We start from the raw sequence: 15,459 nt of genomic DNA, 5'->3' as shown, positions 1-15,459 counted from the left end.
TTTGCTGTGAAAGTGACCAAGACGACGGATGAAGTCAATAAGTAAATAAGAGTGAATTAATAATTGACCGATGCAAGCAAACTGGTCATTAGAGGTTAAGATGATTGTAAGGCCAGGATGACGATTCGGCGCTGCGATGACGCCGATACGGGAGGGATTAGAAATGAGCGTTTCAACTCATAGACTTGCACGCGAGACAATGGCATTCGTATTGGCCGGAGGGCGGGGTAGCCGCCTTAAGGAGCTTACCGATGTCAGGGCAAAACCTGCGGTATACTTCGGCGGCAAGACGCGGATCATCGACTTTGCGCTGTCAAATGCGGTGAATTCCGGCATCCGCCGCATTGGTGTGGCAACGCAATACAAGGCGCACAGCCTGATCCGCCACCTACAACGCGGTTGGAGCTTCTTCCGGGCAGAACGAAACGAGTCACTTGATATCCTGCCCGCATCACAACGGGTGAACGAGCGTAACTGGTATCTTGGCACGGCAGATGCCGTCACACAGAATATCGACATCATCGAAGGCTATGCCCCGAAATACATTCTTATTCTGGCGGGCGATCACATCTACAAACAGGATTATTCGCTGTTGCTGAAACAGCATGTAGAGACCGGTGCGGACGTCACCGTCGGCTGCATCGAGGTACCTCGGAGTGAAGCCAGCGCGTTCGGTGTGATGGCAGTCGACGAGAGCGACCGTATTCTTGAGTTTGTTGAAAAACCCGCTGATCCGCCTTCCATGCCCGGTGACGAAACGCAATCCTTGGCCAGCATGGGTATCTATGTCTTCAAGACGGAACTGCTGATCAAATTGCTGCGTGAAGACGCTTTGTCCGAGACGTCCGAGCATGATTTCGGCAAAGACATAATCCCCGCATTGGTTGCGGCGGGCAATGCCTATGCGCATCCGTTCAGCCGTTCCTGCGTGACCAGTTCGCTTGAGCAAAAAGCATACTGGCGAGACGTCGGAACGATTGATGCCTACTGGCAGGCAAGTATCGACCTGACCGATTTCGAGCCGGAGTTGGACCTTTATGACCATGGCTGGCCGATCTGGACCTATTCCGAACTGACCCCACCTGCAAAATTCATACATAACGAGGAAGATCGGCGCGGCATGGCCGTCTCTTCGATGGTTGCGGGTGGTTGCATCATATCGGGTGCGCAGTTGAATCAGTGCCTGTTGCACAGTGGCGTGCATGCAAATTCGTACTCCGAACTCAATGGTGTTGTTGCGTTGCCGGATGTCAGTATCGGGCGCAAAGCCCGATTGAAGAACGTCATAATTGACCGGTCTGTGCGTATTCCTGCGGGGCTTGTTGTGGGCGAAAACGCAAAAGAGGACGCCGAGAGGTTTCGGCGCTCCGAGAATGGGATATGTCTCATTACGCAAGCTATGATCGACAAGTTGGAGCAATGACCCTCAAACTGCTCTCTGTTGCGTCTGAATGCGCGCCTTTCGTCAAGACGGGGGGGCTGGCCGATGTTGTTGGCGCACTTGGGCGCGTTGTGGGTGCGCATGATGTTGAATGTCGCGTCCTGCTGCCGCTTTACCGCCAGATCGCACATCTTGCGAGCGGGGCAAAAGAAGCCCTGAATGTCGGATCGCATTTTGGCGGACCGGTGCGTGTATTGGAAAAACGTGAAAGCGGCATAGATCTTTTGCTGATCGACGCGCCGCATCTCTATGACCGTCCGGGTCAGATTTATCTGAATGAAAGTGGTGTGGATTGGGCCGACAATCATTTGCGCTTTGGTTTGCTTGGCTGGTTGGGTGCCGAAATCGGGCGCACCGGTATCGCAGGCTGGATGCCCGATGTGATCCACGCACACGACTGGCAGGCCGGGTTGGCCCCGGTCTATTTGCGTCAAGCTGCTGGCGCTGCGCCGCCGTGTGTCCTGACCATTCACAACATCGCTTTTCAAGGCAATTTCCCGGCAACGACTATGGGCACTTTGGGTCTTGATCCCAAAGGCTTCACGCAGGACGGGTTTGAGTATTTCGGCCAGATCAGCTTTCTGAAAGGTGGTCTGACGCAGGCAGACCAGATCACCACGGTCAGCCCGACCTATGCACGAGAACTGATGACGCCGGAGTTCGGAATGGGGCTTGAGGGCGTCTTGATGGCGCGCAAGGCGGACCTTTCCGGCATTCTTAATGGCATCGACATGGTCGCCTGGGACCCCGCGACCGACCCGGCTCTGGCGCAGAATTACACCAGCCGCACGCTGGCGAAAAGGGCTGTGAACAAACAAGCGGTGCTGGACCATTTCGGTCTTGGCCCGGACACCAGCGCGCCGCTCTTTTCGGTCATCAGCCGCTTGTCAGAGCAAAAAGGGCTGGATCTTGCGCTGCAAGCGTTGCCTGCGATCCTTGAGAAAGGCGCGCGGTTTGTGCTGCTGGGGTCTGGGACACCAGAGCTGGAACACGGTTTTCGACAACTTGCCGCCCGCTTTCCCAGCAGTGTCGGTGTCGAGATCGGGTTCAACGAAGACCTCGCCCATCTGATGCAGGCGGGGGCGGATGCCACGCTGGTTCCATCACGGTTCGAGCCTTGCGGCCTGACCCAGCTTTGCGCAATGCGTTATGGCACGGTGCCGATTGTATCCGTCACCGGTGGTCTGGCCGATACGGTCATTGACGCCAATGAGGCTGCACTGGCCGCAGGCTGTGCGACAGGTCTGCAATTCGCGCCAACGACGGCGGAGAAACTGGGTGCCGCACTTGATCGTGCCATGGCGATCTATGCCGACAGGACGGCGTGGCAGAAGATCCAACGCAACGGGATGAAACATCCTGTGGGCTGGGACGTCTCGGCGCAGCGGATGGCGGATATATATAACAACTTGGCGGGAGCCTAAGAACAGATGCATGAAGCCGCGCCTATCCTTAGCATCGTCGCCGGAGATCACACCCGTCTGGGTGCAATATTTGACGGCCAAGGCGTCAACTTCGCAGTCTTTTCCGCGAACGCAACAAAGATCGAGCTGTGCCTGTTCAGCCCTGACGGACAGCGTGAAACCGCGCGTGTGGCATTACCGGATCGCACGGGCCCCGTCTGGCATGGATATGTCCCGGGTCTGAAACCCGGAACACTTTATGGATACCGGGCGCACGGGCCCTATGAACCGGATCGGGGCCACCGTTTCAATCCGAAGAAACTGCTTGCTGATCCATATGCCCGCGCGTTTCATGGTGAGTGGCGTGCAGCCAAGGAAACATTGGGTTATGACATTGCGATGCCTGAACGCGACGCTGGGCCAAGCCAGGTAGACAGCGCCGCCTTTGTTCCCAAATCCATCGTGCCGGAACCCGACATGCCGTGGAGCGGAACGCCAGCCCCGCGCAGATCGTGGTCGGAAACCGTCATTTACGAGGCCCATGTCAAAGGCCTGACCCAACTTCATCCCGATGTGCCGGAAAACCTGCGTGGCACCTACGAGGCGCTTGGGTGTGATGCCATCATCGCACATCTCAGCGATCTGGGTGTAACCGCGCTGGAGCTGTTGCCGGTGCACGCGTTTCTTGACGATGGTTTCCTGGTCGAGCGCGGGCTGACGAATTATTGGGGCTATAACAGCCTTGGCTTTTTTGCCCTTGAACCCCGCTATCTCGGGCCGAACGGTGTAGATGGGTTCCGTGATGCCGTCGACCGGCTTCATGCCGCGGGCATCGAGGTCATTCTGGATGTCGTCTTCAATCACACCGCCGAAGGTGATCATCGCGGGCCGACCCTGTCTTTTCGCGGGTTGGACAACGCAGCTTACTATGCGCTTCAGGCCAGTCATGCCCGGTACTATGTGAACGATACCGGCTGCGGAAACACCGTGGCGGTCCATCATCCTTATGTTCTGCGTATGGTTCTGGATTCCCTGCGATATTGGGTGACAGTCATGGGGATCGACGGGTTCCGGTTCGATCTTGCCACGACGTTGGGGCGCGAACAGCATGGCTTTGATTTGCGCGGCGGATTCTTTGATGCAATCCGTCAGGACCCGGTCCTGAGCCGGTGCAAGATGATTGCAGAGCCATGGGATATCGGCCCCGGGGGCTACCAGCTTGGTGGGTTTCCCGCCGATTGGGGTGAATGGAACGACAGGTTCCGCGACACCACACGCAAATTCTGGCGTGGCGACGCACATGCGGCGCGGGAACTGGCGGGCAATTTGCTGGGCACGGCATCGATATTCGATCACTCCGGGCGCAAGCCTTACAGTTCGATCAATTTCGTCGCCGCCCATGACGGTTTCACGCTGGCCGATGTGACCCGCTATCGCGAAAAGCACAACGAAGCCAACGGCGAAAGCAACGCCGATGGCCATGGGCATAACCTGTCCGACAATTGCGGTGTCGAGGGTGATACGCGGGACGCCGCTATCCTGGCCCGCCGCGCGCAGCGGGCGCGCAATCTTTTGGCGACGGTTTTCCTGTCCCAAGGAACGCCCATGCTTCTGGCCGGGGACGAACTGGGGCGCACGCAGCGTGGAAACAACAACACCTATTGTCAGGACAATGAAACCAGCTGGATCAATTGGGCAGACGCTGACAGCGGCCTTCTGGACTTCGCCAAGCGCCTGATTGCGTTGCGCCGGGACAACACGGTTTTGCGACAGGGCCATTACCTGCACGGGCGTTTGCGGCAAGATGAGCTGCCGGATGTCGCTTGGTACAGTTTGAAGGGTGGCGCGTTGAACTGGCGCGATTCCTCGCTTGACGGATTTTGTCTGCTTATCCGTGGCGGCGTGGAAAGCACGCTGTCACAGTCGGGTATGGTTGTGATCGTGGTGAATGGCGGGGCAAGCGACAAATGTGCGATGCTGCCTGATCCGGGTTCAGAGCAACAATGGGAACGTGTGCTGGACACTGCCGCCCCCACCGTTCCCACCGCAATCGTCACCGAACGTCACAGGCAGCCGGTTGCTGCCCATTCTCTGGTGGTCTTTGTCGGCACGCAGGTCACAGCATGACAGACTGGATATCCCAGCTTTGCACCCATGTCGGCGTGCACGGGCACTATCGCGGGTTTGATGGCCAGACGATCGAGGTGCCGCGCGACACTCAGATCGCAGTGTTACGGGCGATGCAGTTGGATGTCTGCTCGGATACGGATGCGCAGGTGCTGTTGCAGCAAATGCAGACCGAAGACGCGGCACAGCCGTTGCCGCCTGAAGTTGTCGTCGACGCCGGCGAGGCTTGTGCGCTGACGTTGACCCAAACTGCGGAATGGAAGCTTGAGGCCGAAGACACCGGTGAAACGCTTGCCCAAGGGCAGCCGACGAACAGGATTTCGCTTCCCGGCCTGCCACTGGGCATCCATCGCTTGCGCTTACGTTCTGGTGTGCGCGATTTCACCACATGGGTTCTGGCCCGTCCGGTCGGTGCTGTTCGGCTGGAAGATCATATCGCCGAACGGCGCATCTGGGGTGTGCTGGCACCGCTCTACGGCCTGACCGACGGAGATACCGCGCAGATTGGAAGCTATGGATTGCTTGGTGACTATGCCGCTGCGATGACGGCGCATGGCGCGGACTTTGTGGGTATCAACCCCGTGCATGCGATGGGTCACGTCCGGCCTGACGATGTGATCAGCCCGTATTCCCCCAGCCATCGCGGGTTTTTGAACATATGGCATTGTGATGTCGGTGGCGGCCACACGGGTAACGATGCGGAACTTGTTGATTACCCATCTGCATTGCGAAACACAGCGCACGCGCTTGCAGATCAGTTTGCCAGCTTTTGTGACCTTCCTGACAGCGCGCCACAGCGACGCGCTTTTGAAACCTATGTTGAACGGGCAGGGACCGCCCTTCACGAATTTGCTCTGTTCGAAGCGCTGTCCACCAGTTTTGGCGCAGACTGGCGCACTTGGCCCGCGCCATACCGCGACCATGATGCGGATGCCCTCGCGGCTTTCGAAACAACCCATGAAGAAGAAATCGCCCGCACCAAATGGGAGCAATGGCAGGCTGACATGCAACTTGCAGACGCGCAGGACAGGGCATGCAAAGCCGGGATGCGCGTTGGTCTTTACCTCGATCTCGCAGTCGGTCCGCGTCTTGGCGCGGCAGAGACTTGGGTGAAGGACAGCTCTTTGATCACCGGTGCCACACTTGGTGCGCCGCCCGATCCTCTTGGTCCCGTTGGTCAAAGCTGGGGCCTTGCGCCGCAATCGCCGCTGAAACTCCGGGCTGAAGGGTATGCCGGGTTCGCACGCCTGCTTCGGTCCGTCATGCGGCACGCGGGCATGATCCGGATCGACCATGTTTTGGGCCTGATGCGCAGCTTCTGGATCCCCGATGGCGGGACCGAGGGCACTTACGTCAGCTATCCGTTCGACGCGCTTCTTGCGGTTGTGGCAATTGAAAGTGTGCGCAGCAATACAATCGTCGTGGGCGAGGATCTGGGTCTGGTCCCCGAGGGGCTGCGCGAAAAGCTCTCTGCCTCGGGTGTCTACGGTCTGGACGTGCTGCAATATATGCGCACGACGACCGGCGGTTTCACTGATACCGCAAAGACACGACGCTTGGCGATTTGTGGATTTGCGACCCATGACACGCCCACCGTCGCCGGATTTTTCACCGCTGAAGACGCGCGCGTAAGGCATCAGCTCGGCGTCATTGATGCGCAGATGCTGGAAAAAACCCGCGCGGATCGCACACGTGCGCGCGAAACACTCGGCTCCTCGGACCCGGTGCCGGAAATTCATCGTCAACTGGCACGCGCGAATGCCAGCATGGTGTCGATCCAGCTTGATGATATCGCGGAGCGCACGTCCCAACAGAACCTGCCGGGCACGGTCGACAGTTATCCGAACTGGCGGCTGAAGGCCCCTTTCACCGTCGATGAGATCGCAAAGTCGGAGGCTTTCAAAAGGCTTGCCGAAGACATGCGCGCTCAGGCTCGGTCGAACCCCAGAAGAATGGAGAAAAAAGATGGTCTTCAAGACTGTTCAGACCACGCCCATTAAGGGGCAAAAGCCCGGAACATCCGGTTTGCGCAAGAAAACGGCTGTTTTCCGTGAGCCAGGATATCTGGAAAACTTCGTGCAGTGCATTTTTGACGGCACGGGCGGCGCGGCGGGCAAGACCTATGTCATTGGCGGTGACGGTCGGTTCTTCAACACGCAGGCAATCGGCGTGATCATCAGGATGGCCGCGGCCAACGGAGCTGCGCGTCTGATCGTCGGGCAAGACGGCATCTTGTCCACACCCGCCGCGTCAAACCTGATCCGCAAAAACCAAACCGATGGCGGGATCATCCTGTCAGCCAGCCACAATCCCGGCGGCGAGAACGGCGATTTCGGTATCAAGTTCAACGCCCCCAATGGGGGGCCAGCGCCCGAAAAGATCACCGATGCGATCTTTGCCAAGACGCTTGAGATCACGGAATACAAGATTGCCGAACAAGAGCCTGAAGATATCGGCAGGGCAGGGTCCTTCACAGTTGGCGATTGTCGGATCGACGTTGTTGATCCCGTCGGTGACTATGAAACGCTGATGCAGGAACTCTTTGATTTCGACGCAATCGGCACTCTTTTTGCGGGCGGCTTTCGCATCTGTTTCGACGCCATGCATGCGGTCACCGGCCCCTATGCCACACGCATCCTTGAAGGAACGTTGGGCGCGCCCAAAGGGTCGGTCATCAACGCTGTGCCGTCGCCGGATTTTGGCGGCGGGCATCCCGACCCGAACCCGGTTTGGGCCAGCGAGCTGGTGGCGATCATGAACGGCGATGACGCACCCGATTTCGGGGCTGCCTCGGACGGCGATGGCGACCGCAACATGGTCATGGGCAAGGGCACATTCATTTCGCCGTCCGACAGTCTTGCCTTGCTGACAGCTTATGCGCATCTGGCCCCCGCTTATTCGGGCAAACTTGCGGGTGTGGCACGCTCCATGCCCACAAGTCAGGCGGTCGATCTGGTTGCCGTGCGTCTTGGCATCCCTTGCTTTGAAACGCCGACCGGATGGAAGTTTTTCGGCAATCTTCTGGACGCGGGCAAAGCCACGCTGTGCGGAGAAGAAAGTGCCGGCACCGGATCAAACCATATTCGAGAGAAAGATGGGCTTTGGGCGGTGCTTCTATGGCTGAATATTCTGGCGCGTGACGGGCGCGATATTGTCCAATTGCAAAGTGACCATTGGCGCAGCTTTGGGCGCAACTACTACTCGCGCCACGATTACGAAGAAATCCCGACGGAAGCTGCCGAGGCGCTGATGGCGGCGCTGCGCGGACGTCTGGCGGACCTGCCCGGCACGGTGGTCGCGGGATTGGAAGTGAGCACCGCCGATGACTTCGCCTACCGTGATCCGATTGATCAAAGCCTGACCGAGGCACAGGGCGTGCGCATCGGTTTCACCGATGGTTCTCGCGTCGTGATGCGCCTTTCCGGCACTGGAACCCAAGGGGCCACGCTTCGCGTCTATCTGGAACGCTTCGTCGACCGCAGCGGGGATCATACGCAGGACGTGCAGGCGGCCCTTGCCCCTGTGATCGCAGCGGCGGAAACCCTTGCAGACATAACCAAACACACTGGCCGAAGCAGCGCAGACGTCATCACATGACGCATCGCGCAGGCCTGAAACAAACATGACCTTGACTGGAAAAACCATGAAAGACTTCGATGCCTCAGGCACACTTGCCAGCGCGATCGACTTCCATCTTGCCCATAGCGTGGGCAAGACGCCGGACAGCGCATCCATCACCGATTGGCGTCTGGCCCTGTCCCGAGCCGTCCGTGACAGGCTGATCACGCCATGGTTCGATGCAACGCATCAAACCTACGCGAAGGACCGCAAGCGGGTCTACTATCTTTCGATGGAATTCCTGTTGGGCCGCATCCTTGAAGACGCGGTGAACAACCTTGGCCTTGAGGACGAAGCGAAAGAGGCGCTTGCGGCTTACGATGTGGATTTTGTCGATGTTGTGGGGGATGAACCCGACGCCGCATTGGGCAATGGCGGGCTGGGTCGGCTTGCCGCCTGTTTTCTCGACAGCCTGTCCTGCCTTGGCATCCCGGCCCACGGCTATGGCATTCGCTATGCGCATGGTCTGTTCCGGCAATCCTTCGAAGATGGCCGCCAGATGGAAATGGCCGAAGATTGGCTGCGCCACCAGCACAACTGGGAATTTGAACGCTCTGAATGTCTTTATGACATCGGGTTTGGGGGTCAGGTCACAGAGAACGGCAAAAGCGCGGTCTGGACGCCGTCCGACATCGTGATGGCACAAGCCTATGACACGCCCGTTCCGGGGTGGCGCGCAAGCTGGACCAACACGCTGCGCCTGTGGTCTGCCAAGCCCCGACAAATCTTCGATCTGGACCCGTTCAACCGTGGGGAATACATGCAGGCCGCCGCCCCCGAGGTTTTGGCCGAAACGATCTCTCGTGTGCTTTATCCCGACGACAGCACCGAGATCGGAAAGGAGCTGCGCCTGAAGCAGGAGTTTTTCTTCACCTCGGCCTCTCTGCAAGACCTGATGCGCCGCTTTCTGGCGCATAACGGCGATTTACGGGCACTGCCGTCAAAGGTCGCCATCCAGATGAACGACACTCACCCCGCGATTGCGGGGCCTGAGTTGATCCGACAGTTGATGGACGTTCACGGACTGGGCTTCGACGCGGCTTTCGACATCGCTCAGGGAACGCTGCACTATACCAACCACACGCTTTTGCCCGAAGCGCTGGAGGCATGGGAGGTGTCCTTGATGGGCGCAATCCTGCCCCGGCACATGCAACTGATCGAACGTATTGACGACCGATTGGCCCGCGATGTGAAAGCGTCCGAAACGGGCGTCAACACCCATATCGTTGATAACGGCAAGGTCAATATGGGGACACTTGCCTTCACCTGTGCGCGGAAGGTCAACGGGGTGTCGGCACTGCACACGAACTTGATGAAACAGACCGTCTTCAGCGATCTGCACGCGGTCTATCCCGACCGTATCCTGAACCAGACAAATGGTGTGACTCCGCGTCGTTGGGTGCATGGCTGCAATCCCGGCCTGCGCAATCTGTTGAACGACACCATAGGCACCGAATGGGTGCGCGATCTGGAGCAGTTGAAACGGATTGCACCCTTGGCCGACGACCCGGATTTCTGCCAGCGGTTCATGGCGGTGAAACAGGAAAACAAGCGGCGGTTGACGGACTGGGTTTCCGACAAATTGGGGGTCGACATCGCGCCAGACGCGATGTTCGACATCCAGATCAAGCGCATTCACGAATACAAGCGCCAACTGATGAACGCGCTGGAAACGGCGGCCCTTGCCAATGCGATCCGCCGCGATCCCGGCGCGGCATGGACCCCACGCGTCAAGTTCTTCGGAGGCAAGGCGGCACCCGCCTATATCGACGCCAAGAATATCATTCGGCTGATCAACGACATTGCCAAGTCGATCAACAATGACCCGGTCATCGGTGATCGGCTCAAGGTGGTCTATCCGCCCAATTACAACGTTTCCATGGCGGAAATCCTGATCCCCGCCGCAGACCTGTCCGAACAGATTTCGACCGCAGGCAAGGAAGCCTCGGGCACCGGCAACATGAAGTTTGCGCTGAACGGAGCGGTGACAATCGGCACGCTGGACGGCGCGAATGTCGAAATCCGCGATTGTGTCGGGGACGACAATATCTACATCTTCGGCATGACGGCGGATCAGGTCGAGGGCGCGCGCGAAGGATATGTCACGCAGAACTATATCGACCAAAGCCCGATCCTGAGCGAGGTGATCGACCAAATCCGCACCGGGTTCTACTCACCCGGTGATCCGACGCGCCACTGGCCCGTTCTCGAAAAGCTCTTGCGCGACGACTATTTCATGGTAGCCGCGGATTTCGACGCCTATTGGGACGCGCAGCGCAAGGTTGATGAAGGTTTCGCCGACAGCGATGGCTGGGCGCGGATGGCGGTCCTTAACACCGCGCATTCCGGCTGGTTCTCATCGGACCGCACCATTCAGGGCTATGCCGATGATATCTGGGGCGTCTCATCGCTGTTGGAGGACGACAAATGAACACCGCGACCTACACACCGACCTTTGATGCCAGCACTGCGGAAGCGTTGCTGACAGGCACGATGTCCGACCCGTTCTCGGTCCTTGGACCACACAAGAATGGCCGTCGCTGGAGCGTCACGGCGCTTTTGCCCGGCGCGCAGAGCGTCGATGTGTTGGACGGCAAGACAGGCAAACCCGAGGCCACGCTGGAACGGCTGGACGGGCGCGGATTGTTTTCCGGTTTTGTCCGTAAAGGCGTTGCGACCGGTAGCTATCGTTTGCGCGCCCGCAGTGGGGAAGCCGAGTGGGAACAAGACGACGCCTATCGTTTTGGCCCCGTTCTGGGCGAGCTGGACGAATACCTGATCGCGGAAGGTGCGCATTTGCAGCTTTGGGACCGTATGGGTGCGCATCCGATGACCCATCAAGGAACCGCTGGTGTGCATTTTGCAGTCTGGGCACCTGCCGCGAGCCGCGTTTCTGTCGTTGGCGAGTTCAACCAATGGGATGGTCGGCGGCACGTGATGCGCGCGCGCGGATCGACCGGCATTTGGGAAATCTTTGTTCCGGATCTGGGTGAAGGCACGGTCTATAAATATGAAATTCGCGACGGGGCAGGGACCATTCAGCCGCTGAAAGCGGACCCTGTTGGGTTTGGTGCAGAACATCCGCCGGCAACAGCCTCGGTCGTGCGGGACCTTAATGGTTACGCATGGAGCGACGAAGAATGGATGACCACGCGCGCTGACCGCAATCGCCACGACAAACCGGTGTCGATTTACGAGGTGCATCTTGGTTCGTGGCGTCGCAAGGTTGAAGACGGTGATCGCCCGCTCAGCTATCTCGAATTCGCCTCGGAACTGGTCGATTATGTGCGCGACATGGGTTTCACCCATATCGAGCTTATGCCGATCTCGGAATTTCCCTTCGATGGCTCTTGGGGATACCAGCCCATCGGGCTTTTCGCCCCGACAATCCGTTTTGGCACACCCGATGAGTTCCGCGCATTCGTCAACGCCGCTCACGTTGCGGGACTTGGCGTGCTGCTGGACTGGGTGCCGGGTCACTTCCCGACGGACGCGCATGGTCTGGGCAATTTCGACGGCACCGCGCTCTACGAACACGCCGACCCGCGCGAAGGTTTCCATCAGGACTGGAACACTCTGATTTACAACTATGGCCGCCGCGAGGTTCAAAACTTCCTCTGCGCCAACGCGCTCTATTGGATCAAGGAATTCCACATCGACGGTTTGCGCGTCGATGCCGTTGCCTCCATGCTCTACCGCGATTATTCGCGCAAAGACGGCGAGTGGATCCCCAACCAACATGGCGGGCGCGAGAACCTTGAGGCGATCGCCTTCCTGCAACGCACGAACCAATTGGTTTATGACGCGGATGCCGGGGTGCTGATGGCTGCCGAAGAAAGCACATCCTTCCCCGGTGTCAGCAAACCTGTCGATCAGGGCGGGCTTGGTTTTGGGTTCAAGTGGAACATGGGTTGGATGAACGACACGCTGGATTACATGGGCCGTGACCCGATCCATCGTTCACATCACCATCACCAGATGACCTTTGGCCTGACCTACGCGTTCTCGGAAAACTTCATCCTGCCGATCAGCCATGACGAGGTGGTCCACGGCAAGGGGTCGATGCTGAGCAAGATGCCGGGCGACGGTTTTGACAAGTTCGCCGGTTTGCGCGCCTATTATGGGTTCATGTGGGGACACCCGGGCAAGAAGCTTCTGTTCATGGGACAGGAGTTCGCCCAAGGCGCAGAATGGAACCACGAGCGGTCGCTTGACTGGCATCTGCTGGATCACGACTGGCATTGCGGTGTGCAAGCCTGGGTCAAGGCGCTGAACACTTTCTATCGAGAGACGCCCACGCTCTATGCCACCGATAGTGATCCGTCAGGGTTTTACTGGCTGGAAGTCGATCAGTCGGATCTGTCCGTCTATGCTTGGGTGCGCCAAGGTGAAGACGGGGAAGATCCGGTTATCGTGGTTTGCAACATGACCCCTGCGCCCCGCGAAGGCTACCGTCTGGGCGTTCCCAATACTGGGCGATGGCAAGTTGTCCTCAACAGCAACGACACCCCGTTTGGCGGTTCAGGACATGGGCCGATTTCTTGCGACAGCGAAGACATCGCGTGGAGTGGACAGACCCAATCCATCGGTTTTGATTTGCCCGGCAACACGGCGCTTTTCTTTCGTCTGGGCGACCTGGATGCTGACTGACCAGCAATTCGATCCAAAGGGTTCGCCGGGCATTTCGAGGATTTGGTGTTCGAATTCGTAGAAAGTGCGTGTGGGCCCCGCCAATTTTGACAGGTGCAGTGGTTTCCTTGGACTTTGATCTTAAGGGAATGCACGATCCCGACATTCGACAGAGAGAAAGCCGCAAGACTGCACCGCGAGCTGCACATGCGCCTTCCATCCGATCCTGCACTGCGCGTAGCCACAAAGCCTATCTGGACGCCGTAAAGGGCGCGTTTGGTGGCGATGTGAACAGTTGCAACCAAGTAGAAATGTCACTGTTTGTGCAAAGCAGAAGCGTCACCCCGGGATGTGACAGTAGCGCAGCCTGACAGGGTGGAGACCTCAACTAACGGAGCCCTGGCTGGCTGCGCTGGCCTGACTGACCGCCTCTGGGATATTTCTGATCTGGTTGCTATCATCGACGTTAATAAGTAGGCACCCAAGAAACCCGGCCCGCACGAGAGAGTTTCAAAGTGACCCGGTGCCGGCCAATGGCACAGCTTGACACAGGAACCGCACGCGATGGAACAGGCGCTATTTCTTATTACGCTTGGCCTGATCTTTCTTGGCAGCTTGCTGGCAGATAAGGTTGGCCACCTCACACGGTTGCCGCGTGTTACGATGTTTTTGCTTCTCGGTCTTCTTGTCGGTCCGTCCGGTCTGAACTTGCTGCCCACCTCTGTCACCGAGTTGTTCGAACCGATTTCTGTCGTCGCCTTGACGATGGTTGCGTTCCTGCTTGGCGGGGAATTGACACGCAAAAACTTGTCGCGTCATGGTCGTGCCATTTCCTCGATTTCTCTTAGTATCGTGGTCGGCACGACTGTCATCGTCTGGGGCGGCCTCACGATGCTGGGCCTCGACCCCGGCCTGGCGCTTCTGCTCGGCGCGATTGCCACGGCGACGGATCCGGCAGCAATTTCGGATGTCATCCGCCAGTCGGGCCTGCGCAACGGGTTTACTGAAACCCTCAGCGGCATCGTCGCTATCGACGATGTCTGGGGGCTGCTGGTGTTCAGCCTTTGCCTTGCACTCATAGACCAGTCCGGCAGTTGGGCTGCGCCACTGTTGGGGGCTGGTCGCGACATCGGAGGCGGCATCTTGCTTGGTATCGGTGTCGGCATCCCCTCCGCGTTCCTGACCGGACGCCTGAAACAGGGCGAACCGCTTCAGACCGAGGCGATTGGCGTCGTTCTTCTGACGGCGGGCGTTGCGATCTGGCTGGAAGTCTCGTTCCTTGTGGCTGGGATGACTGCCGGCGCGATGATCGCCAATTTCGCGCGCCATCACGATCATGCCTTTCACGAGATCGAATATATAGAATGGCCCTTCATGCTGCTTTTCTTCCTGTTTGCCGGGGCGTCGCTTGAATTGGGTGCACTTTGGGCGCTTGGCTGGATCAGCCTGGCCTATGTCGGTCTTCGTATCGCCGCCCGGCTTGCAAGTGGTGCAATCGGTGCCCGTATTGGCGGCGTGCCACGCGCGCAGCTGCATATCTATGGGCCGGCGCTGTTGCCGCAGGCAGGGGTCGCCGTCGGAATGGCGCTGGTGGCTGCTGAATCGTTTCCCGATTGGGCGGCGGCAATCATGACGCTGACCATTTCGGCCACTGTCTTTTTTGAAATCGTCGGTCCTCTTGCTACGCTTGTGGCGCTACGCCACGTCGAACGCGCGGAACAAGACCGGTGACGCCCGCGATACGGTTCCCGCACCGTCCGGGCGGGCAAGTTCAAGGGCATGGTGTGGCCACAAACGACATCACGTAAACCGCTGGAGCTGCGGTGCAACATGTGATGCGGAGGGTCAATCCCACCCACCGGGCGATGTCCTCGACGCTGGTAAGGTCATGGCCCGGGTCCCGAAAGACTGGTTCAGCCGCATTCAGAGCCCGGCTGCGTCATTTTCTTTTCGTGGCCCGACCAACAAAGGGCTTCGCTCTGGTTGTTCCGAAATGCGGCGCAGACTGTGCTGTCCGCTGGCTTGGTCCGCTTCGCACCCGAGATGCCTGCGCGGATCGACCCCTGCGCCAAATCGGCGGCCCATCGCTTTGTCAAAACCATTCCAGTCAGAGCCATTGGCCTGCGGATAATCGCGGTTGCCATGCTGTCCAACAGGCCCGCGCCAGCGCTGCGCTGGTATTTCTAGACAAATCCCGAACCACGTTCAACGAGGTCATTACCGCGAATGTCATGGCAGAAC

Annotated in this window: 8 protein-coding genes; all 8 read left to right on the top strand. The window is 58.5% G+C overall.

The features are described from left to right. The first annotated feature begins 163 nt into the window (after window positions 1–163). The 8 genes from glgC to BMY55_RS15835 all read left to right on the top strand — a co-directional run bounded on the left by glgC (window position 164) and on the right by BMY55_RS15835 (window position 14,949). Window positions 164–1,423, top strand: a complete 1,260-nt coding sequence (gene glgC / locus BMY55_RS15870; protein ID WP_091433142.1) for a glucose-1-phosphate adenylyltransferase — start codon at window positions 164–166, stop codon at window positions 1,421–1,423. Beyond that, window positions 1,420–2,865 (top strand): glycogen synthase GlgA, encoded by a 1,446-nt coding sequence (gene glgA / locus BMY55_RS15865; RefSeq protein ID WP_091433140.1) that lies wholly within the window; start codon window positions 1,420–1,422, stop codon window positions 2,863–2,865. The genes glgC and glgA overlap by 4 nt, the downstream gene beginning before the upstream one ends. Before the next feature lie 6 nt (window positions 2,866–2,871). Then, entirely contained in the window at window positions 2,872–4,971 is a 2,100-nt protein-coding gene (glgX, locus tag BMY55_RS15860) for a glycogen debranching protein GlgX (protein ID WP_091433137.1), read from the top strand. Then, a complete protein-coding gene (malQ, locus tag BMY55_RS15855; protein ID WP_177179395.1) occupies window positions 4,968–6,971 on the top strand; it encodes a 4-alpha-glucanotransferase in 2,004 nt (667 codons plus the stop codon). The genes glgX and malQ overlap by 4 nt, the downstream gene beginning before the upstream one ends. Next, a complete protein-coding gene (locus BMY55_RS15850) occupies window positions 6,937–8,568 on the top strand; it encodes an alpha-D-glucose phosphate-specific phosphoglucomutase (RefSeq protein ID WP_091433133.1) in 1,632 nt (543 codons plus the stop codon). Before malQ ends, BMY55_RS15850 begins: the two co-directional genes overlap by 35 nt. A 46-nt stretch (window positions 8,569–8,614) precedes the next feature. Further along, window positions 8,615–11,020 carry a glycogen/starch/alpha-glucan phosphorylase gene (locus BMY55_RS15845; RefSeq protein ID WP_091433255.1) on the top strand — a complete coding sequence of 802 codons (2,406 nt, stop codon included), beginning with the start codon at window positions 8,615–8,617 and terminating at the stop codon, window positions 11,018–11,020. After that, window positions 11,017–13,239 (top strand): 1,4-alpha-glucan branching protein GlgB, encoded by a 2,223-nt coding sequence (gene glgB / locus BMY55_RS15840; RefSeq protein ID WP_091433130.1) that lies wholly within the window; start codon window positions 11,017–11,019, stop codon window positions 13,237–13,239. The genes BMY55_RS15845 and glgB overlap by 4 nt, the downstream gene beginning before the upstream one ends. A gap of 522 nt (window positions 13,240–13,761) precedes the next feature. Beyond that, on the top strand, window positions 13,762–14,949 hold the full coding sequence (locus BMY55_RS15835; RefSeq protein ID WP_245744790.1) for a cation:proton antiporter: 1,188 nt from the start codon (window positions 13,762–13,764) through the stop codon (window positions 14,947–14,949). Window positions 14,950–15,459: the final 510 nt, after the last annotated feature.

Origin of the sequence: Aliiroseovarius sediminilitoris (assembly GCF_900109955.1) — a bacterium.
In the GTDB taxonomy this organism is placed as follows: Bacteria; Pseudomonadota; Alphaproteobacteria; order Rhodobacterales; family Rhodobacteraceae; genus Aliiroseovarius; species Aliiroseovarius sediminilitoris.
This window is presented reverse-complemented; position numbering and strand designations above follow the sequence as displayed.

Bases quoted from the DNA above. Each gene is read 5' to 3' on its own strand.
- glgC (WP_091433142.1), top strand. From the start codon at position 164: ATGAGCGTTTCAACTCATAGACTTGCACGCGAGACAATGGCATTCGTA.
- glgA (WP_091433140.1), top strand. From the start codon at position 1,420: ATGACCCTCAAACTGCTCTCTGTTGCGTCTGAATGCGCGCCTTTCGTC.
- glgX (WP_091433137.1), top strand. From the start codon at position 2,872: ATGCATGAAGCCGCGCCTATCCTTAGCATCGTCGCCGGAGATCACACC.
- malQ (WP_177179395.1), top strand. From the start codon at position 4,968: ATGACAGACTGGATATCCCAGCTTTGCACCCATGTCGGCGTGCACGGG.
- BMY55_RS15850 (WP_091433133.1), top strand. From the start codon at position 6,937: ATGGTCTTCAAGACTGTTCAGACCACGCCCATTAAGGGGCAAAAGCCC.
- BMY55_RS15845 (WP_091433255.1), top strand. From the start codon at position 8,615: ATGAAAGACTTCGATGCCTCAGGCACACTTGCCAGCGCGATCGACTTC.
- glgB (WP_091433130.1), top strand. From the start codon at position 11,017: ATGAACACCGCGACCTACACACCGACCTTTGATGCCAGCACTGCGGAA.